The organism is Hymenobacter caeli, from assembly GCF_013294115.1.
Taxonomy (GTDB): domain Bacteria; phylum Bacteroidota; class Bacteroidia; order Cytophagales; family Hymenobacteraceae; genus Hymenobacter; species Hymenobacter caeli.
Genome location: NZ_JABSNP010000012.1, coordinates 13,500 through 32,510 on the forward strand (window position 1 = coordinate 13,500; position 19,011 = coordinate 32,510).

The window sequence follows — 19,011 nt, forward strand, 5'->3', positions numbered from 1 at the left end:
CGGCAAGCCTTGGCCAGGAAGGTCACCAGCCGCGGCACTGGCTGGACAATCCCCATAATTTATGCGCTTGTAACAAGAAAAATAAGTTAAACCTATTGTGAAAGTTGTCTGAATATTAACGCTAACTTGCTCGCTCAACTCCACCTTCACTAGTATTTATGAGAAGTCTGTTTACTCTCTTGGGAACGTGCCTGGCCACCGTGCCGCTGCTCACGCAGCTCGGGCCTTCCGCGCACCCCGCCACCCCGGCGGCTACCGTGGCTGCCGGGCCCCGGCCGGTGGCCGACCCCAACTCGCGCATCGGCGGCGAGCTGCAGCAACTCTACCAGCAGTGGCACGGCACGGCTGCCCGGGGCGGGGCCCAGCTGGCGGCGGCTTTTCCCGAGCTGAGCGTGGCGGCCGACGGGGCGGTGCTGGTGCGCATCACGGCCCGCGACGTGGCGGCTTTGCGCCCGGCCCTGCTGGCCCGCGGCTTCGAAATCGTTTCCGACCAGAGCAAGTTTCACTTCATTGAAGGCCGCCTGCCGGTGAGCGAGCTGGCCCCCGGCACGGCCGGCATCAGCGCCCTGGCGGCGCAGGGCCTGCTGGGCGTGCTGCCGGTGTTCGACCCGGTGAACAACGCGGGCAAAATCCAGAACCAGGCCGACTTCCTGCTCGAAGCGGCCCGCGTGCGCGCCGTGAAGCCCACCGGCTACGACGGTACGGGCGTGCGCATCGGCGTGATGAGCGACTCTTACAACGCCTTGGGCGGCGCAGCGACCGGCGTGGCTTCCGGCGACCTGCCCGCCGGCGTGCAGGTGCTGCAAGACCCCGCCACCGGCACCGACGAGGGCCGGGCCATGATTGAGCTAATCCACGACCTGGCCCCCGGGGCCGGCAAAGCCTTCAGCGGCATTTACCAGGGCGAGGCCAACTTCGCCGACCAGATTTACCGCCTGGCCGACCCCACGGTGGCCAACTGCAAAATCATCGTTGACGACATTAGCTACCTCAACGAGCCCATGTTCCAGGACGGCGTGATTGCCCAGGCCGTGGAGGAAGTGGTGGCCACGCGCGGCGTGGCCTATTACTCGTCGGCGGGCAACTACGCCGACCAGTCGTCGGAGTACGCGGCCCCCACCTTCGCCGCCACCACCGGCGGCGCGGCCGATTTGGACTTCGGCCTCTCGACCGGCGCCACCACCGACACGCGCCAGCCGTTCACCATCGCGGCCTCGGGGGCCTTCCGCCTGGCCATTCAGTGGAGCGACCCGTTTTACACCGCCAACGGCGTGAAGACCGACCTCGACGCCTACCTCGTGGTGGCCCGCGCCACCGGCGTGGTTATGAAGGGCGACACCGTGGCCCGCGCCACCACCAACAACATCGCCAGCCAGACCCCCGGCGAAATCATCAGCTTCACCAACCCCGCCGCGGCCACCAACACGACGTTCAGCCTGGTGCTGAACCGCCGCGCCGGCACCGCCGACCCGGCCCGCGTGAAGTACATCAACTACGGCGCGTCGTTCACGCCCACCAAGTACTGGACGCACAGCGGCACCGTGACGGGCCACCACGCTTCCGTGAACAGCATGGCGGTGGCGGCGGCGCCCTCCTACAACCGCCTCGTCAACGAGTCGTACTCGTCGAAAGGCCTTCCCACCTACTTGTACGGCCCGCTGGGGGCCCCGCTGGCGGCCCCGGTGACGCGCAACAAGCCCGACTTTACGTCGATTGACTTCGTGAGCACCACGTTCTTCGGCGGCAACGCCACGCCCGACCCGGCCGACGGCCTGTTCTTCGGCGGCACCTCGGCGGCGGCTCCCAACGCGGCGGCCGTGGCCGCGCTGCTGCTGCAAGCCCAGCCCGCGCTCACCCAGGCGCAACTCAACGACCGGCTGAAGGCCACTGCCACCGACCTGCTGACCCCCGGCTACGACGCCCTGACCGGCGCGGGCCTGATTAACGCCTACGCCGCCATCTACGGGCTGCCCTTGGCCACCGCCGCCCCGTTCGTGGAAACGTTCGACAACGCCGGCCTCAGCCGCGCCTGGCAGATTGAGGGCCGCGGGGCCGGCCGCTCGCTCGTGCGCACCGACTTCGCGCCCGCCTCGGCCCCCGGCCAGCTGGTGCTCGACAACTTTATTCCGACCTACACCATCGGGGTGGGCACGAGCGAAGCCACCCTGCGCCTCAACCTGAGCGCCGCGCCCACCACCAGCTACGTGCTGGCCTTTAAGCACAAGAAGATTCTGGGCGAAACCGACCAGGCCATGCCCGCCACCTTCGCCACCACCAGCCCCACCGACGGCGTGGCCCTCAGCGTGGACGGCGGCACCAGCTGGTTCCGCCTGGCCGACCTGACCGGCACCAACGCCACCACCGCCTACAAAACGGTGAGCGTGGACCTGACCCAGTTCGCCACGGCCAACGGCCTGACGCTGGGGGCCGACGTGCGCATCCGCTTTCAGCGCTACGGTGCCTCCTTGCAAGTGGATGCGGCCGTGACCACCCGCCGCGGGGGCCGTGCCTACGACGACATCACCGTGACGGGCGGCACCGTGGCTCCCATCGCCTACTTCACGTCGTCGGCCACCGCCACGGCCGTCTGCCCCGGCTCCACGGTGCAGTTCACCGACGCGTCGCTGCTGACGCCCACGGCCTGGAGCTGGAGCTTCCCCGGCGGCACGCCCGCCACCAGCACCGCTCAAAACCCCGTCGTGACCTACAACGTGGCCGGCACCTACGGCGCCACGCTGACCGCGACCAACGCCAGCGGCTCGTCCAGCACCACCACCGCAGCGCTGGTCACGGTGTCGGCGGCGCTGCCGGTGGCCAGCTTCACCGCCCGCCAGGCCCTCATTTGCCCCGGCGGCAAAGCCAGCTTCACCAACACGTCCACGCAGTGCGTGAGTAGCGTCAGCTGGAGCTTCCCCGGCGGCACGCCGGCCACCAGCACCGCCCAGAACCCCGTCGTGACCTACGCCACGGCCGGCAACTACACCGCCACCCTCACGGCCACCAACGCCAACGGCAGCACCACCAAGAGCATTCCGGTGCAGGTGCAGGGCACCGCCCTGGCCGTGCCCTACGCCGAGTCGCTGGCCGCCGGCGTGCCCGCCACCTGGGGCGTCATCAACCCCGACAACAGCTATACCTGGGCCAGCGCGAGCAACGTGCTGCTGAAAGACGGCACCCGCGGCGGCGCGGTGGACATGAACTTCTACGACTACGGCCCCAAGGTGGGCCAGCGCGACACGCTGCAAACCCCCGCCTTCAACCTGACCCAGCCCCGCGCCTTTTTGCGCTTCGACGTGGCTTACGCCGCGGCGGGGCCCGTGGCCGCTGCCAACAACGACTCGCTGGCCGTGGACGTGTACACGTCCTGCACCAACACCCGCCTGGGCCGCGTGTACCTGAAGTCGGCCGTCAACGGCTTGCCCACCACGCTTTTTCGGCAGGCCGCCTACACGCCCACGGCCGTCAGCCAGTGGCGCACCGAGAACATCGACCTGGCCGCCTACCTCAACCAGCAGGTGTACCTGCGCTTCGTGGCCTTCAACCAGTACGGCAACCACCTCTTCCTGAGCAACGTGCGGGTAGAAAACACCGTGCTGGCCGCCAAAACGGCCCTCGCCGACTCGCCGGCCCTGCAAGCCTACCCGAACCCGGTGGCCGGCGGCCGCAGCCTGACGCTGGCCCTGCCCGCCGCTCCCGGCGCGGCCACGGTGCGCCTGGTTGACGCCCTGGGCCGCACCACCTGGCAAACCACCGTGGCCCTGAACGCCGCCGCCGCTACCCGCCGCAGCCTGGACGCCCCCCTGGCTTCCGGCCTCTACACCGTGCTGTGCCAGACGGCCGACGGCCAGCTGTACTCGCGCCGCGTGGTGGTGGAATAAGCATTCGTTGAGAAACATGAAAAGGGCTACCCAATGGTTGGGTAGCCCTTTTTTTTCTTCAGCAGGTGTTACTCGTCGGCGGCCGGTGGCTTCAGCGCTTCGGCCGCCGCCGCGCTGATGTGGGCCCGGGCCCGGTTTTCGCGGGCGAATACCTGCATCAGCACGATGAAATACGAGAGCAGCAGGGGCCCGATGACCAGCCCGACGATGCCGAAAATTTCCACGCCCAGCACGATGCCCACCAGCGTCACCCAGGGGTGGATGTCGCCCATGCTCTTGGCCAGCCAGATGCGCAGCAGGTTGTCGATGTTGACGATAACCACCGCCCCTACCACCAGAATGCCGATGCCCTGCCCCGTGTGGCCCAGGGCCAGCTGGTAGAGGGCCGCCGGCACCCACACCAGCGGCGTGCCCAGCACCGGCAAAAACGCCAGGAAGAACGCCACCACCGTCCAGAACAGCGGCGTGGGCACCCCGAAAATCCACAGCGTCAGCCCCGTCAGCAGGCCCTGCACGAGGGCCACCAGGGCCTGGCCCAGCACGTTGGCGTTCACGTTGTTGCGCAACGATTCGCTCAGCTCGTCCAGCGTTTTTTCGCGGAAGGGCAGGTAGCGGTGCAGGCCCGCCAGGAAAGCCTCTTCCTGCGTGAGCAGGTAGTACAAGGTGAACAGCATCAGCCCCACCACGACGATAACGTTCAGCACGCTGCTGGCCAGCGTGGGAATCCACTGGCTCACGCGGGCGGCCCCCTGCTGTAAAAGCTGCCGCACGTTGTTCTCCTGCGTTACCTGCAGGCCCACTTTGCGCTCGATGCGCTGCACCACCAGCAGTATCTGGTCGGTGCTTTTGGCCAGCATCTGCAGCCGCTCGATGAGCAGCGACGTGAGGGCGAAGAACGGGATGACGAGCACCACCACTGCAAACAGCAGCAGCAGCACCGTCACGAAGGTGCGGTTCCACCCGCGCCGGTGCACCAGGGCCGTGAACCACGGCCGGAACACCACGTACAAAATGCCTGCCCCCAGAAAAGCCGTCAGGTATTGGAGCAGCCCAAACAGCGCCAGGGCCCCCAGCACCACCAGCGCGACGATGAGTAGCAGGAAGCGCTGGTGCGGCGTGTAAACGTTGGTTTCGTCGGGAATAGAGGTCATAAAAAGCCGATGTAGCAGATGAATTTCTTGTGAAACAACCAGGGTTCCTACGAAAGAACCGGGCGCTTTGGCCGTAACCAACAGCGCCCGCCCCGGCCGAAGCCGGAGCGGGCGCTGCCCTTACCAACGATGCCCGTTGCTAGGCGCTGGCTCCTTCGGCCAGCACAATCACGTTATTGCGCAGCACTTCCACCACGCCGCCTTCGATGCGAATCGTGTCGCGGCCGGCCGCGCCGGTCAGCGTCACGTCGCCAGCCTTCAGGGCGGCAATCATTGGGGCGTGGTTGTTCAGCACTTCGAACGAGCCGTCGGCCCCCGGAAACCGGGCCGCCGTCACTTCGCCTTCGAATACCTTGCGGTCAGGGGTGATGATTTCCAGATGCATAATTTTTTCAGCTGTTGGCTTTCAGCTGTTAGCTGTTAGCCATACTGTATGCCATTCTTTCGAAAAGCTAACAGCTAACGGCTAACGGCTAACGGCTCAAAAAATTTACTTGGCTTCGGCAATCAGCTTCTCCCCTTTGGCAGCGGCGTCCTCGATGGTGCCCACCAGGTTGAAAGCGGCCTCGGGCAGGTGGTCGTACTTGCCGTCGATGATTTCGTTGAAGCCGCGGATGGTGTCCTTGATGTCCACGAGCACGCCTTGCAGACCGGTGAACTGCTCGGCCACGAAGAAGGGCTGCGAGAGGAAGCGCTGCACGCGGCGGGCGCGGTTCACGGTCTGCTTGTCCTCCTCGCTCAGCTCGTCCATGCCCAGGATGGCGATGATGTCCTGCAACTCCTTGTAGCGCTGGAGGATTTCCTTCACGCGCTGGGCCGTGTTGTAGTGCTCGTCGCCGAGGATGTCGGCCGAGAGGATGCGCGAGGTCGAGTCCAGCGGGTCCACGGCCGGGTAGATGCCCAGCTCGGCAATTTTGCGGCTGAGCACCGTCGTGGCGTCCAGGTGGGCAAAGGTGTTGGCCGGGGCCGGGTCGGTCAGGTCATCGGCCGGCACGTACACGGCCTGCACCGAGGTGATGGAGCCGCGCTTGGTGGAGGTGATGCGCTCCTGCATGGCCCCCATCTCGGTGGCCAGCGTGGGCTGGTAGCCCACGGCCGACGGCATCCGGCCCAGCAAAGCCGATACCTCCGAGCCCGCCTGCGTGAAGCGGAAGATGTTGTCGATGAAGAACAGGATGTCGCGGCCAGCGCCGGTGCCGTCGCCGTCGCGGAAGCTCTCGGCGATGGTCAGGCCGGAGAGGGCCACGCGGGCCCGGGCTCCGGGGGGCTCGTTCATCTGGCCGAACACCAGGGTGGCCTGCGATTTCTCCATCTCCACCAAGTCCACCTTGCTCAGGTCCCAGCCGCCCTGCTCCATCGAGTGCTTGAACTCGGTGCCGTAGCGGATGATATCCGACTCGATGAACTCGCGCAGCAGGTCGTTGCCCTCGCGGGTGCGCTCGCCCACGCCGGCGAACACCGACAGGCCCGAGTAGGCCTTGGCGATGTTGTTGATGAGCTCCTGGATGAGCACGGTTTTGCCCACGCCGGCCCCGCCGAACAGGCCAATCTTGCCGCCCTTCACGTAAGGCGCCAGCAAGTCAATTACTTTGATGCCGGTGAAGAACACCTCCGACGTCGTGGCCAGGTCCTCAAACGCCGGGGCAGCGCGGTGGATGGGCAGCGGCCCGTCGGACTTGGGCTGCGGAATGCCGTCGATGGCCTGGCCGATAACGTTGAACAGGCGGCCTTTCACGCCGTCGCCGGTGGGCATCGAGAGCGGGGCCCCCAGGTCGCGCACCTCGGTGCCGCGGGCCAGGCCCTCGGTCGAGTCCATGGCAATGGTGCGGACCCGGTCTTCGCCCAGGTGCTGCTGGCATTCGAGCAACACCACCTGGCCGTTGTCTTTCGTCACCTCCATCGCATCGAAGATATTGGGAAGCTTGGTGCCTTCCCCAGCGAAGCTTACGTCCACGACGGGGCCGATGACCTGGGTGATTTTGCCGGTATTCGCCATTGCGTTTTTTATATAAAAGAAATGAAGTTGCGGAGTTTCAGGCCGCAAAATTACGCCAGCGGCACCGCTTTTCCAACCCCCGGCCCGGCGCTTCCCGGGCCCCCGGGCCGATGAACGCCCGAATGGCGGCGGGCTGAAAACCAACTCGTAGCGCCCGGCTGGCGGCCTTCCGGCCCGGCCCGAGCGGCACCAAAGCCAGAAATTTTTTCCGCCGAAACTTGCCTAAAAGCAAACGGGTCGTACATTTGCAGTCCCAAACGGCCTTGGCCCCGCGGGAAATTGTCCGATGGTGTAACCGGCAACACGCTTGATTTTGATTCAAGAAAGTCCAGGTTCGAGCCCTGGTCGGACAACGACAAAGCTCACGTAACACAAGCGAAAGGCGCTGGCTTCTCTTCCTGGAGAGGTCAGCGCCTTTCGCTTGTATCCCCTGGTCCTGCGGCCCGCCCGTTGCCCACCCCGGCCCCCTGCTTATTCCTACACCATCAGCTTTTTACCGCACCATGAAGCAAGTAAGAATTTTCGCGGGCAGCGCCTCGCGGGCCCTGGCCGAGGGCATCGCCGCCGCCTACGGCAAGCCCCTGGGCGACCTCACCATCCAGCGCTTCGCCGACACCGAGATGGGGCCCAGCTTCAACGAGAGCGTGCGGGGCTGCGAGGTGTTCCTGATCCAGAGCACGCCCCCGCCGGCCGAAAACCTGATGGAGCTGATGCTGATGGTGGACGCGGCCAAGCGGGCCTCGGCCCACAAGGTCAACATCGTGATGCCCTACATGGGCTACGCCCGCCAGGACCGCAAGGACAAGCCCCGGGTGAGCATCGGGGCCAAGGTGGTGGCCAACATCATCCAGAGCGTGGGCACCGACCGGCTGATGACCTGCGAACTCCACGCGGGCCAGATTCAGGGCTTCTTCGACATCCCGGTGGACCACCTCGACGGGGCCACCGTCACGGCCCCCTACATCAAGTCGCTGAACCTGGACAACCTGATTTTCGCCTCGCCCGACGTGGGCGGCGTGGTGCGCACCCGGGCCTTTGCCAAGAAATTCGGGGCCGAGATTGTGGTCTGCGACAAAACGCGCCTGCGGGCCAACGAGATTGCCTCGATGCAGGTGATTGGCGACGTGGCCGGCATGAACGTGGTGCTGGTGGACGACATGGTGGACACGGCCGGCACCATCTGCAAAGCCGCCGACTTGCTGATGGAGCGCGGGGCCCTCTCGGTGCGCGCCGTCATCACGCACCCGCTGCTGAGCGGCCCGGCCCACGAGCGCATCCGCGCCAGTGCCCTCACCGAGCTGGTGGTGACGGACACGATTCCGCTGAAGGAGCAGAACGAGAAAATTCGGGTAATTTCGGTGGCCCACCTGTTTGCCCACGCCATCCGCAACGTAGTTACGCACGAGAGCATCAGCTCGCTGTTCGTGTAACGAGCCAATGCGCAGGGCCCCGGCCGGTTGATAACCGTGCCGGGGCCCTGTTCTTTTGCCAGCATGCGCTTTGCCTGCTTTTTGAGCGGCCGGTGCGGCCAAGGTCGCTGGTTTGCCGTTAGACGCAGGTACTGCCTTCACTTTTTTAGCTTGTCCATGTCCATTCAACCCAAAACCAAGGGCTTGGCGCACGTAGCCTTGCGCACCACCGACTTTGCCCGCGCCAAAGCGTTTTACCACGATTTGCTGGGCCTGCCGATAGCGCTCGAAACGCCCGAAATACTGGGGTTTCTGGTGGGCTCAACGTTCATCGGCTTCAAGCAGGCGGCGCCTACTTACCCCGGCGGCGGCACCTTCACCCCCTTCAACGTGGGCCTGGACCACATCGCCATTGCCTGCGAAGACGAGGCCGAGCTGCACCGCGTGGCCGATGCCTTGCAGGCGGCCGGGGTTGAGAACACCGGCGTCAAGGCAGACACCGTGCAGCCCGTGAAATACGTGGCCTTCAAAGACCCCGACCGTATTTCCTGGGAGTTTTACATGGTGTAAGGGGCCGCCGGCTCGCCTCTCCCGTAAGAGCAACCAAGCATTTTCCTTGACTAAAAGAGGAGCTGACCACTATCGGTCAGCTCCTCATTTAACGGAATTAATGCCTTATTATCAGGTTTTACGTCGCAGCGGTCGAGCATCATCACCTTGTCCCAGGCCTTCGCCAACGCTCTCACGAAGCGTTTGTGGCCGTCGCCGCCGGCGAAAACTTCCGCCACGGCCCGCAGCTGGCTGTTGGAGCCGAACAAGAGGTCGGAGCGGGTCGCCACAAAGCGGCTTTTGCCCGTTTCGCGGTGTTCGAGCGAGAAAGTCAGGCCCTTCGCGTCGTCCTTCTTCCAGTCGTATTCCGTGCTCGTGAGCACGGTGAAGAAGTCGTTGGTGAGCACGCCCACGCGGTCGGTGAAGCTACCGTAGGGCGAACCGTCGTGGTTGGCGTTCATGGCCCGCAGGCCGCCCGTCAGCGCCACCCACTCGGGCGAGGTGAGCGAGAGCAGCTGCGCCTTGTCGAGAAAAATCTCCTCCGGCGAAACGCCCTGCAAAGTATCCCCAAACCCTTTGCCAAGGTAGTTGCGGAAACCGTCGGCCACGGGCTTCAGCCACGTGAACATCTCAACGTCGGTGAGTGCCTGCGTGCTGTCGCGGCGGCCCGGCGTGAAGGGCACTTCGGTGGCAACGCCCGCAGCGGCGGCCGCTTTTTCAAGCGCCGCGCAGCCGCCCAGCACGATGAGGTCGGCCAGCGAAACGTGCTTGCCACCCGCCGGCTGGCCGTTGAACTCCTCCAGCGCCGTGCGCAGAGCCGCGATGACCGGCACCGTGCGGCGGTTCACTGCCCAGTCCTTTTGCGGGGCTAGCGCGAGCCGCCCGCCATTAGCACCGCCGCGCTTGTCGCTGCTGCGGTGCGCAACCGCCGCCGAAAAAGCCGTGTACACGAGGCCAGAAACCGAAACACCCGAAGCCAGAATCGACTGCTTCAGCGCTGCAATGTCGGCCGCGTCGATATGTGGCGTAATCGGCCACCGGAATCGGGTCCTGCCAGAGCAGGTCGTTTTCGTTCACCTTCTCGGCACCGGGGTAGCGCTCACGGGGGCCCATGTCGCGGTGCGTCAGCTTGTACCAGGCCTTGGAAAAGGCCTGGGTAAACGCGTCGAAATCGCCAAGGAATTTCTCGCACACCGCGCGGTAAGCGGGGTCCACCTTGAAGGCAATGTCGGTCGTCGTCATCGTCAGGGCGTTCATCTGGCCGGGGATGTGCGCGTCGGGCGTCTTGGGGGCGTTCTTGTCAACCGGGGTCCATTGCAGGGCGCAGGCCGGGCTCTTGGTCTACGCTCACTCAGATTTGAACAGGTTGGTGAGGTAGTCGTTGTTCCAGCGCGTGGGGTGCGGCGTCCAGCTGCCCTCGATGCCGTTGGTCATCGTGAGCTCGGCGTTGCCGGGGCCCTCGGGGTTGTGCCAGCCCAGGCCCATCAGCTCCATCGGCGCAATCTCGGGCGGGGCCCCGGTTTCGGTCGGCTTGACTATGCCGTGGCTCTTGCCAAAGGCGTGGCCGCCGGCAATGAGGGCCACGCTTTCCTCGTCGTTCATGGCCCTGCGCGAGAACGTCACGCGGATGTCGCGCGCCGAACCCAGCGGGTCACCGTTGGCGTAAGGGCCTTCGGGGTTCACGTAAATCAGGGACTGATGCGAGGCCGCCAGCGGGTTCTCCAGGTCGTAGTCGGCGTCGCCGTTTTGGCCGCGCCAGCGCTTGTCGCGCGTCACCATCTCGTCAAACGAGTCCGCTTTCGCGAGGTCCTTGTACACTTCGGGGCCCCAGTAGGTGCCAAGCGCAGCAGCCCGCTGTTCGTGTAACCCGCTGTTCGTGTAAAACACCCCCGGGATAGGACGGCGAACGACCCGGTGCGGGCAGCCCGGGCCAGGGGCGGGGGCCCGTTACTGCCCGGCCCGGAGCTGGCCCAACACGGCTATCAGGGCCAGGAAGTCGGTGATGAGGGCCGGCAGGTGGGAGCCCGCGGGCGGCGTGCCCACCAGTTGGGCCAGCGGGCCGTAGAACACCAGCTGGGGCCCCGGGCAGCGGCGGCGCAGCTCGGCGGCAAAGGCCGGCACCCGCTCGCGGGCGGGCACGGCCGTGAGCACCGTAGCCACGGCATCGGGCCGGAACGCCCGGCACGCGGCTTCCACGTCGGCCAGCGGCAAATTTTGGCCCAGGAAAAGCACCTGCTGCCCCCGGGCCCGCAGCGCGTAGTTGATGAACAGCAAAGCCAGCTCGTGCAGCTCGCCCTCGGGCAGAAACAGGAGCCAGCGCGGGGCCCCGGCGGGGGCCGCGGGCAGCCCGTCGGCGGCCACCAGCAGCCGCTGGCGCACCAGCTGCGACACCAGGTGCTCCTGCGCGGCGTTGAGCGTGCCGGCCTGCCACGAGAGCCCGATGCGCCGCAGCAGCGGGTACACCACCTCCACCATGGCCGGCTCGAGCCCCAGCTGCGCCACCGCCTCGCCCAGCAGCCGGTGCAGCAGGGGCTCGTCGAGGCCCAGCATGGCCGCCACCAGCGCGTTGATGCGGGGCCCGTGGCCGGCGGCCGCCTCGCCGGCCAGCGCCCCCACGGCCTGCGCCCGCTCGTGCTCGCTGAGCCGCGCCACGGCCGAGATGCGGAGGCCCCGCTCGCACAGCGACGCCACGTTGAGCAGCCGGCGCAGGTCGTCGTCGCTGTAATAGCGGATGTTGGCGGCCGTGCGGGCGGGCTGGAGCAAGCCGTAGCGCTGCTCCCACACGCGGATGGTGTGCGCCTTGACGTTGGAGAGCTGCTCTAAATCGCTGATGGAATACTGGCCCACAGAACCTACAATAAGTTAATCGCAATGATAACGGGGAAAACACCGGCCGGGCAAATTGCTTTGCCGCGGTGCTCCGGTGTTTTCCCCGTTAGCTGCTCACTCCAGGCTTTCCGCGGGCGCTTAAAAGAACAGCCAGCGGTGGCGGCGCGTGGGCGCGGGCGCGTCCTGCCCGGCGGCGTCCCGCGGCACCAGCGTCATGTTCTGGGTAAACTTTCCTTTCAACTGCACTTCGTCTTCGGCGTAGCCGCCGTAGCCGAACTGGAGCCTGGTGGTGCCGGCCAAGGCGGCGGGCACCCGCAGCGCGTAGTTGCCGTTGGCGTCGGTACCGGCCCCGCGGCCCGAGCGTTTGTCGAGCACCGTGGCCCCCACCAGGGGCCGGCCGTTCTCGTCCAGGATGCGCCCGCGCACGGTCACCAGCGCCACGGCGGCCCCGCTCGCTTCGCCGGCCAGGGCGGGCTCCGCCGCCGGCCCCCCGGCGGCAAGGTTGGAAACGGCCGGGGTGCTGGTGGCCATGGATGCTCCGGCCACCAGCAGGGCCCCGGCCACGAGCGCGGCGGCGCGGCGGCGGAAGCGCTGGGGCTCGGTGCGCACCAGTTCCAGCTGGCGCTGCACCCAGCCCACGGGCCGCACCTGCTCGCCCTGCTGCTGCATTGCGTGGAGGCGGTGCAGGGTGTCGTTGGCCAGCAGCCGGTCGGTTTTGAGGTGGGCGTCCACGGCGGCACTGCCTTGGTGCGACAAGTCGCCGCGCAGGTAAGCGTCGCGGTACACGGGCAGCAGCGTGCCGGTGGCCGCATCGAAGGGAGAAGCAGTTAATTTCATATTGGGAAAAATTGGAGACTGGGAGAAAAATTAAAAGAGTGTGCGTAAAGAAGCCCGGAGGCCGGGCCGCCGGGCTTACTTGAGCAGCTCGGACTGTTGGCGCAGCACGTCGCGGGCAATGGCGAGGTTGGTGTCGCGCGAGTTCACCACGAGGTAAATAAATTTCTTGCCGCCTTCAGCTATATTAATGAGGTGGAGCTGATTGGTGAGGGTAATCAGGATGTCATTAATGGTTTCGCTTTGCAGCTTGAGGGCCGTCAGAGCCTTCTGCTTTTGCTTGACCACCTCGGTGTTATAGGCGGCGGCGGTTTCGGGGTTGAAGGTGGGCGAGTTGGAATGCGAAGCCAGGGCCATGCCCGACTGCGCGTCCACGATGGCGACCGCCACCAGCTGGGGCAGTTCGTCGATGATGTTTTGGACGGCTTGTCCGGTCGGGGTATTAGTGGTATAGGCCATGGGTGAAATAAATTTATGGAGTGGAGTGAATGGAAAAACGGGTCGGGAAAAAGCCGGTTAACCGCTGTGCGCCTGCAACACGCCGCGGGCGATGGCCAGGTTGGTGTCGAGGGGGCTCACCACCAGGTACAAGAGGCGTTTATCGTCGCGGCTGATGCGCAACAAGTGAATTTGCCCGCGCAGGGTGATGAGGATGTCCTCAATTTTTTCGTCCGGCAAGGCCAGCGCGAGCAGGGCCCGCCGTTTTTGGCGCACCACCTCCGCGTTGTGCGGCGCGGCTTTGGCCGGGTCGAGGCGCGGCGTGTTGGAGTGGGCCGCCAGTGCTTGTCCGCTCTCAATGTCGATGACCGCCACGGCCAGCAGCTCTGGCAGGGCCGCCCGCACCGCCGCCACCGTGGCCGCCGCCTGGGCCCGCAGCGGGCCGGGCACGGCGGGTTGGGCGAGGCCCTGCAAACGGGTAAGAAAAGGAATGTTCATGGGAAAAATGCGCCAGCAGGACTTTAACCAGATAAAAAATGATTCTTCTCCTAATGGCTGATAAACAGTCTATTGGGTGAGCCTTTAATTCTATACAAAGCTCGATCTGTTTAACTGTTTGACAAAATCCGTTAAACAGAATAACCCGGAGACCGGGCTAACCCGCCCAAGTACTGGCCGAATGCACGGATTTAAACGGCCAGTATTTTAGGGGTCAGGCCGGCGGTGTGCGCTTTTGCAGGCAGCGCCCGTCCGGCCTTGCGCCGCGCCCGGGGCCCACGCGGCTTTGGCGGCTGCCGTACTGCTGCCGGCGAAATGCGCCGGCGCAACGCCTTCCTGTTCTTATAGTTTAGTTGTGGCTCCTGGGTATATTCCCTACCTTTGCGGCCCGTTTCGGCAAGGGTTGCCGGGGCGGAAATTCATTTTCAAGAACTTCTTTTATGAAAAGCCTCGAGATTGTAGGGTTTAAAAGAGCGAATCTCGGTAAAACGGATGCCAAGGCCCTGCGCCTGGATTCGCAAGTACCGTGTGTGTTGTACGGCGGCAAGGACACGGTGCATTTTTCGGTGCCCGCCATCCTGTTCCGCGAGCTGCTGTACACCCCCGAGGCCCACATCGTGGACCTGAACGTGGAAGGCACCTTGTACCGCGCCGTGGTGCAGGACGCCCAGTTCCACCCGGTGAACGAAATGCTGCTGCACGTCGATTTCCTGGAAATCGAGGACGGCAAAGAAGTGAAGATGGACATTCCGATTAAGTACGTGGGCGTGTCGCCGGGCGTACTGGCCGGCGGCCGGTTGGTGAGCACGCTGCGCAAGCTGAAAGTGAAGGCCAACGCCGAAAACCTGCCCGACTACGTGGAGGTTGACATCAGCGGCATGGAGCTGGGCAAGTCCATCAAAGTATCGGCCGTGGCCACCAAAAACTTCGCCATCCTTACCAATCCCCTGGCCCCCATTGCCAGCATCGCCATCCCGCGCGCCCTCAAAGGCGAGTTGGCCGCCGGTAAGTAAGGACCAGGGATTGAACGGATTTTTAACGGATTGAACGGATTTTTTGGAGTTCCGCCCGTTCTTATCCCTTCGTTCTGGTTTGATTTTGTATTGAGCATTGCAAGAAAGCCGTCCTGCGCAGGACGGCTTTTTTGTGCACGCTCCGTAGTCAATTAAATCGTTGTTTTTCCAGCTTACTCACCTGCTTAAACGAACGAGCGGAAACCCAAAAATCCGTTTAATCCGTTAAAAATCCGTTAAATCTGTGGTCTATGTTTCTAGTTCTTGCTTTGGGTAATATCGGCCCTGAATACGCCCACACGCGGCACAACATCGGTTTTATGGTGGCCGATTATTTGGCGGAAAAATTTGACGCGCCGCGCTTCGAAACCGGCCGTCACGCTTTCACTACCCAAATTAAAAGCAAGGGCCACACCTACGCGCTGGTCAAGCCCACCACCTACATGAACCTGAGCGGCAAGGCCGCCGCGCACTGGCTCAGCGCCCTGAAAATTCCGGTCGAAAACATGGTCGTCGTCACCGATGATTTGGCCCTGCCCTTTGGCAAGCTGCGCCTCAAGGGCCAGGGCTCGGCCGGCGGGCACAACGGCCTCAAAGACGTTCAGGCCACGCTCGGCACCGACGTGTACGCCCGGCTGCGCTTCGGCGTGGACGCTAATTTCCCCAAAGGCCGGCAAGTCGATTACGTGCTGGACCCCTTCTCGGCCGACGAACGGATAGAACTGCCCACGCGCATCGAAAAAGCCGCCGAAGCCGTGCTGGCCTTCGGGGCCCTGGGCCTGGAACGTGCCATGAACGCGGTAAATGTAAAATAATTAACCAGCGGTAGCCCAACGAACGGCCCCCGGGATGTGCGCGTGTACATTCCGGGGGCCGTTCGTTGGGCTACCGCTGGTTGCCGCCGCTGGTTGCCGCCGCTGGTTAATTAATCGGGCTGCCGTTGCGCACCGCTTTGCCGGGTTGCATGAGCGCCAGGCTGCCGTCGGCATTCTCGGCCATTAGCAGCATGCCCTGGCTCTGGATGCCTTTTAATTCGCGGGGCAACAGGTTGAGCAAGACCTGCACTTGCTGGCCCACCAGTTCTTCGGGGGTGAAATGTTCGGCGATGCCGCTCACGATGGTGCGCTGCTCCAGGCCCACGTCCACGGTAAGTTTGAGGAGTTTTTTGGTTTTGGCTATTTTTTCGGCGGCCACGATGGTGCCCACGCGCAGGTCCATTTTCTGAAAATCATCGAAGCTTACGGCGGGCTTGGCTTCGGCCACTGGGGCGTTGGCCAGCAGGTTGGCGTTTTTGGTGTCGAGCAGCTTTTGCACCTGCGCTTCCACCGTGGCATCTTCAATTTTGGCAAACAGCAAGGCCGGCTCGCGCAGCTGGTGGCCCGCCCCCAGGGCGTCGGGGCGGCCGGCGGCAGCCCAGGCCACCAGGTCGGTGGCGAGCATGGTGGCCAACTTCTGGGCCGAATCGGGCAGGAACGGGGCCAGCAGCGGGGCCAGGCCCGCCGCAATTTGCAGGGCCACGTGCAGTACGGTACCGGTGCGGGCCGCGTCCGTTTTGATGAGGTGCCAGGGCTGCGTATCGGCCAGGTACTTGTTGCCGAGGCGCGCCAGGTTCATCACCTCCGCCAGCGCGTCGCGAAAACGGTAATTGTCAATCAACTCACCAATTTTGGCCGGAAAAGCCGCCAGCTGGTCCAGTGCCTCGCGGTCAATGGCCAGCAGCTCGCCCGCGGCCGGCACTGCGCCGCCAAAAAATTTGTGCGTGAGCACAACCGCGCGGTTCACAAAATTGCCGAGCGTGGCCACCAGCTCGTTGTTGTTGCGGGCCTGGAAATCCTTCCACGTAAAATCGTTGTCCTTCGTCTCGGGGGCGTTGGCGCACAGCACGTAGCGCAGCACGTCGGCCTGCCCGGGGAAGTCCTGCAAATACTCGTGCAGCCACACCGCCCAGTTGCGCGACGTGCTGATTTTGTCGCCTTCCAGATTCAGAAATTCGTTGGCGGGCACGTTGTTCGGCAGAATGTATTCGCCGTGCGCCTTCAGCATGACGGGAAAGATGATGCAGTGAAAAACGATGTTGTCTTTGCCAATAAAATGCACCAGCTTGGTGCCCGCGTCTTTCCAGTACAATTCCCACTCGTCGGGAAATGCCTCTTTGGTGGCCGAGATGTAGCCGATGGGCGCGTCAAACCACACGTACAGCACCTTGCCTTCGGCCCCGGGCAGCGGCACGGGCACGCCCCAGTCCAGGTCGCGGGTCACGGCGCGCGGGTGCAGGCCCTGGTCAATCCACGACTTGCACTGGCCGTACACGTTGTTTTTCCAATCGTGTTTGTGGCCCTCAATTATCCATTCGCGCAGCCAGGGCTCGTATTCGTCGAGCGGCAAAAACCAGTGCCTGGTATCGCGCAGCACCGGCTGGGCCCCGCTGAGCATGCTGCGCGGATTAATTAATTCGGTGGGGCTGAGCGACGTACCGCACCGCTCGCACTGGTCGCCGTAGGCGTTTTCGTTGCCGCAGTTGGGGCAGGTGCCCACAATGTAGCGGTCGGCCAGAAATTGCTGGGCCTGCTCGTCGAAATACTGCTGCGTGGTTTGTTCAATAAATTTATCGTCGCGGTAAAGCCGTAGAAAAAAATTGCTGCTGACCTCGGCGTGCGTGGGCGAGGAAGTGCGCGAGTAAACGTCGAACGAGACGTTGAAATCACTAAATGAATCGCGGATGAGGGCGTGGTATTTATCGACTACCTGCTGGGGCGTAACGCCTTCTTTCTGCGCGCGAATGGTAATGGGCACCCCGTGCTCGTCGGAACCACAAATAAATTTTACGTCGCGGCCCGCCGAGCGCAGATAGCGCACATAAATATCGGCGGGCAGGTAAACGCCGGCCAGGTGGCCGATGTGTACCGGACCGTTGGCGTAGGGCAAAGCGGCCGTAACCGTGTAGCGCTGAGGGAAAACAGCCATGAATCAAATAAATAGTTAAGAGCGAAGAAGCAGTGGAGCGAACCACCAAAAAATAATTCTCACCGCCTGAAACGGCCCGGAATTGCACGTGAAAACAGAAAAGTCAATTTTGAAAGCAGCAAAAAATAATTAAAGAATTGTTCGCGTTGCTATTTATTTTATATTTGAACACAATTAGCGGTACCGAGCACTAATTTTTCACCTCTTTCGCCAAGCACCAACCAACAATTCATTCTCTTTTTTCTCATCATGAAAAAACCTGCTTCTCCCGCTCAACCGGAAAAAAAAGTTAAGCGCACTCCGGTCGAGAAGGCCCAGCGCAAGTCGGAAAAAGCGGCCACCCGGGCCAGCACCGACCTGAGCGATACCCACGCGGCCAAAAAAGTCAGCCAGAAAAAATCGTTGCGCTCCGCGGCCAAGCAGTTGCAAAAAGAACTCGACGGCCGGATGAGCGAAGTGGTGGCCCGCATCCGCAAAGAAACGAAGGCCAAGCTGAAGGAAGTGGTGAAAGAAGCTACCCGCCGCCTGGACGGCGACACGGAACGGATGTTTGAGCAGGCGTTGCACACCATCGTGCGGCATTACGACGGGGCCATGCCCGAAGGAGCAGCCAAAGCCAGCACCAGCAAGGGCCTGAAAAAAGACGGCACGGAGCGCAAGCCGCGCGCCACCAGCCCAGCGGCCACCTCCACCGCCCCGGCCGCCGAAGCCCCCGACGCAGCCGCCAAGAAGCGCGGGCCCAAGCCCAAAACTGCTGCCGTAGCCCCCGCCCCTAAGAAGGGCAGCGCCAAGCCCGCCCCCGAAGCCGCTGCCCCCGCCCCGGAGGCCGCCGCCAAGAGCAGCCGCAAGCCCGCGGCCACTGCCGCGGCCACCAAAAAGCGCGGCCCTAAGCCCGGCACGCCGGCCACGGGGGCCAAGCGCGGCCCCAAGCCCCGCGCCGCGGCAGCAGAGGCGGCCCAGCCCGAAACCACGGATTTGCTGAACACGGCCGACGGCGCCAGCACCGGCGAAGTGAGCGTTTAGCTTACCCTGCGCCCCGCGCCAAAAAGCCGGCCCACTGTTCCTTCGGGGGCGGTGGGCCGGCTTTTTGGCGCGGGGCGCAGGTTTTTAGGGGCGGCTGCCCAGCGTGTCGCCTTCGTAGCGGATGCGGCGCACGTTGGTTTCGGGCGTGGTGGTGTTGGCCGAGTTGGTACCCAGGTTGCCGACGCGCTGCTTGGAATTGATGCCGGCGGCCTGTTCGCCCAAGTGCACGCGGCCGGGCGTGGCGTCGGGCACGGCCCCGTTGTAGCCGCCGTTGCTGTCGTACACGGCGCGACGGTCGGCGTCGGAGTTGATGGTCGTGGGGGTGGTGCGCGGGGCGGCGGTTTCGGCGGTTTGCTCGGCGGCGGAACAGGCCCCCAGCAGCGCGGCCGCGCCCAGGACAGCCAGTAAGCGGAAAAGTGGTTTCATAGT

18 protein-coding genes and 1 tRNA gene are annotated in these 19,011 nt (G+C 64.1%); 7 read left to right on the top strand and 12 right to left on the bottom strand.

The genetic code is table 11. The features are described from left to right. The first annotated feature begins 179 nt into the window (after positions 1–179). A complete protein-coding gene (locus tag HNP98_RS13205; protein ID WP_173810552.1) occupies positions 180–3,878 on the top strand; it encodes a PKD domain-containing protein in 3,699 nt (1,232 codons plus the stop codon). Positions 3,879–3,946: 68 nt separating this feature from the next. Here HNP98_RS13205 and HNP98_RS13210 read toward each other — a convergent pair whose 3' ends face one another. The 3 genes from HNP98_RS13210 to atpD form a co-directional block, all read right to left on the bottom strand. Then, positions 3,947–5,029: an AI-2E family transporter gene (locus HNP98_RS13210; RefSeq protein WP_173810553.1), complete on the bottom strand. Its 1,083-nt coding sequence runs from the start codon at positions 5,027–5,029 to the stop codon at positions 3,947–3,949. A 139-nt stretch (positions 5,030–5,168) separates the two neighbouring features. Next, on the bottom strand, positions 5,169–5,414 hold the full coding sequence (atpC, locus tag HNP98_RS13215; RefSeq protein ID WP_173810554.1) for an ATP synthase F1 subunit epsilon: 246 nt from the start codon (positions 5,412–5,414) through the stop codon (positions 5,169–5,171). Positions 5,415–5,519: 105 nt separating this feature from the next. Beyond that, positions 5,520–7,025, bottom strand: coding sequence for a F0F1 ATP synthase subunit beta (atpD, locus tag HNP98_RS13220; protein ID WP_173810555.1), 1,506 nt, complete (start codon positions 7,023–7,025; stop codon positions 5,520–5,522). 280 nt (positions 7,026–7,305) lie between these two features. Here atpD and HNP98_RS13225 point away from each other — a divergent pair. From HNP98_RS13225 to HNP98_RS13235, 3 genes are all read left to right on the top strand, one after another. Next, a tRNA-Gln gene (locus HNP98_RS13225) sits at positions 7,306–7,378 on the top strand. Positions 7,379–7,528: 150 nt separating this feature from the next. After that, positions 7,529–8,455 (top strand): ribose-phosphate pyrophosphokinase, encoded by a 927-nt coding sequence (locus tag HNP98_RS13230; protein WP_173810556.1) that lies wholly within the window; start codon positions 7,529–7,531, stop codon positions 8,453–8,455. Between the two features lie 156 nt (positions 8,456–8,611). Further along, the gene (locus HNP98_RS13235) at positions 8,612–9,004 is read left to right on the top strand and encodes a VOC family protein (RefSeq protein WP_173810557.1); all 393 of its coding nucleotides are present in this window, start codon (positions 8,612–8,614) and stop codon (positions 9,002–9,004) included. A gap of 50 nt (positions 9,005–9,054) precedes the next feature. On the opposite strand, the gene HNP98_RS21570 is transcribed toward HNP98_RS13235, so the two are convergent. The 7 genes from HNP98_RS21570 to HNP98_RS13260 form a co-directional block, all read right to left on the bottom strand. Beyond that, positions 9,055–9,933 carry a peroxidase family protein gene (locus tag HNP98_RS21570; protein WP_217425767.1) on the bottom strand — a complete coding sequence of 293 codons (879 nt, stop codon included), beginning with the start codon at positions 9,931–9,933 and terminating at the stop codon, positions 9,055–9,057. After that, a complete protein-coding gene (locus HNP98_RS21575) occupies positions 9,872–10,240 on the bottom strand; it encodes a hypothetical protein (RefSeq protein WP_217425768.1) in 369 nt (122 codons plus the stop codon). Before HNP98_RS21575 ends, HNP98_RS21570 begins: the two co-directional genes overlap by 62 nt. Before the next feature lie 90 nt (positions 10,241–10,330). Next, positions 10,331–10,801 (bottom strand): peroxidase family protein, encoded by a 471-nt coding sequence (locus tag HNP98_RS21580; RefSeq protein WP_217425769.1) that lies wholly within the window; start codon positions 10,799–10,801, stop codon positions 10,331–10,333. A gap of 129 nt (positions 10,802–10,930) precedes the next feature. Beyond that, on the bottom strand, positions 10,931–11,830 hold the full coding sequence (locus tag HNP98_RS13245) for a MerR family transcriptional regulator (protein ID WP_173810558.1): 900 nt from the start codon (positions 11,828–11,830) through the stop codon (positions 10,931–10,933). Between the two features lie 120 nt (positions 11,831–11,950). Beyond that, on the bottom strand, positions 11,951–12,649 hold the full coding sequence (locus HNP98_RS13250; RefSeq protein ID WP_173810559.1) for a carboxypeptidase-like regulatory domain-containing protein: 699 nt from the start codon (positions 12,647–12,649) through the stop codon (positions 11,951–11,953). A 75-nt stretch (positions 12,650–12,724) separates the two neighbouring features. Continuing rightward, positions 12,725–13,105 (bottom strand): hypothetical protein, encoded by a 381-nt coding sequence (locus HNP98_RS13255; RefSeq protein WP_173810560.1) that lies wholly within the window; start codon positions 13,103–13,105, stop codon positions 12,725–12,727. 57 nt (positions 13,106–13,162) lie between these two features. After that, positions 13,163–13,582, bottom strand: a complete 420-nt coding sequence (locus tag HNP98_RS13260; RefSeq protein WP_246275132.1) for a hypothetical protein — start codon at positions 13,580–13,582, stop codon at positions 13,163–13,165. Between the two features lie 440 nt (positions 13,583–14,022). Between HNP98_RS13260 and HNP98_RS13265 the strand changes: the two genes are divergently transcribed. Beyond that, positions 14,023–14,595 carry a 50S ribosomal protein L25/general stress protein Ctc gene (locus HNP98_RS13265; protein ID WP_173810561.1) on the top strand — a complete coding sequence of 191 codons (573 nt, stop codon included), beginning with the start codon at positions 14,023–14,025 and terminating at the stop codon, positions 14,593–14,595. Positions 14,596–14,846: 251 nt separating this feature from the next. Then, the gene (gene pth / locus HNP98_RS13270) at positions 14,847–15,410 is read left to right on the top strand and encodes an aminoacyl-tRNA hydrolase (protein ID WP_173810562.1); all 564 of its coding nucleotides are present in this window, start codon (positions 14,847–14,849) and stop codon (positions 15,408–15,410) included. 106 nt (positions 15,411–15,516) lie between these two features. Here pth and metG read toward each other — a convergent pair whose 3' ends face one another. Then, positions 15,517–17,559 (bottom strand): methionine--tRNA ligase, encoded by a 2,043-nt coding sequence (metG, locus tag HNP98_RS13275; protein ID WP_173810563.1) that lies wholly within the window; start codon positions 17,557–17,559, stop codon positions 15,517–15,519. Between the two features lie 249 nt (positions 17,560–17,808). On the opposite strand from metG, the gene HNP98_RS13280 reads away from it, so the two are divergent. Beyond that, complete coding sequence (locus HNP98_RS13280) at positions 17,809–18,582, top strand: hypothetical protein (RefSeq protein WP_173810564.1); 774 nt, start codon at positions 17,809–17,811, stop codon at positions 18,580–18,582. An 84-nt stretch (positions 18,583–18,666) separates the two neighbouring features. Here the strand turns inward: HNP98_RS13280 and HNP98_RS13285 are convergent, their stop codons facing one another. Continuing rightward, a complete protein-coding gene (locus HNP98_RS13285; RefSeq protein WP_173810565.1) occupies positions 18,667–19,008 on the bottom strand; it encodes a hypothetical protein in 342 nt (113 codons plus the stop codon). Positions 19,009–19,011: the final 3 nt, after the last annotated feature.

Bases quoted from the DNA above. Each gene is read 5' to 3' on its own strand.
- HNP98_RS13210 (WP_173810553.1), bottom strand. From the start codon at position 5,029: ATGACCTCTATTCCCGACGAAACCAACGTTTACACGCCGCACCAGCGC.
- atpC (WP_173810554.1), bottom strand. From the start codon at position 5,414: ATGCATCTGGAAATCATCACCCCTGACCGCAAGGTATTCGAAGGCGAA.
- atpD (WP_173810555.1), bottom strand. From the start codon at position 7,025: ATGGCGAATACCGGCAAAATCACCCAGGTCATCGGCCCCGTCGTGGAC.
- HNP98_RS13230 (WP_173810556.1), top strand. From the start codon at position 7,529: ATGAAGCAAGTAAGAATTTTCGCGGGCAGCGCCTCGCGGGCCCTGGCC.
- HNP98_RS13235 (WP_173810557.1), top strand. From the start codon at position 8,612: ATGTCCATTCAACCCAAAACCAAGGGCTTGGCGCACGTAGCCTTGCGC.
- HNP98_RS21575 (WP_217425768.1), bottom strand. From the start codon at position 10,240: ATGAACGCCCTGACGATGACGACGACCGACATTGCCTTCAAGGTGGAC.
- HNP98_RS13250 (WP_173810559.1), bottom strand. From the start codon at position 12,649: ATGAAATTAACTGCTTCTCCCTTCGATGCGGCCACCGGCACGCTGCTG.
- HNP98_RS13255 (WP_173810560.1), bottom strand. From the start codon at position 13,105: ATGGCCTATACCACTAATACCCCGACCGGACAAGCCGTCCAAAACATC.
- HNP98_RS13260 (WP_246275132.1), bottom strand. From the start codon at position 13,582: ATGAACATTCCTTTTCTTACCCGTTTGCAGGGCCTCGCCCAACCCGCC.
- HNP98_RS13265 (WP_173810561.1), top strand. From the start codon at position 14,023: ATGAAAAGCCTCGAGATTGTAGGGTTTAAAAGAGCGAATCTCGGTAAA.
- pth (WP_173810562.1), top strand. From the start codon at position 14,847: ATGTTTCTAGTTCTTGCTTTGGGTAATATCGGCCCTGAATACGCCCAC.
- metG (WP_173810563.1), bottom strand. From the start codon at position 17,559: ATGGCTGTTTTCCCTCAGCGCTACACGGTTACGGCCGCTTTGCCCTAC.
- HNP98_RS13280 (WP_173810564.1), top strand. From the start codon at position 17,809: ATGAAAAAACCTGCTTCTCCCGCTCAACCGGAAAAAAAAGTTAAGCGC.
- HNP98_RS13285 (WP_173810565.1), bottom strand. From the start codon at position 19,008: ATGAAACCACTTTTCCGCTTACTGGCTGTCCTGGGCGCGGCCGCGCTG.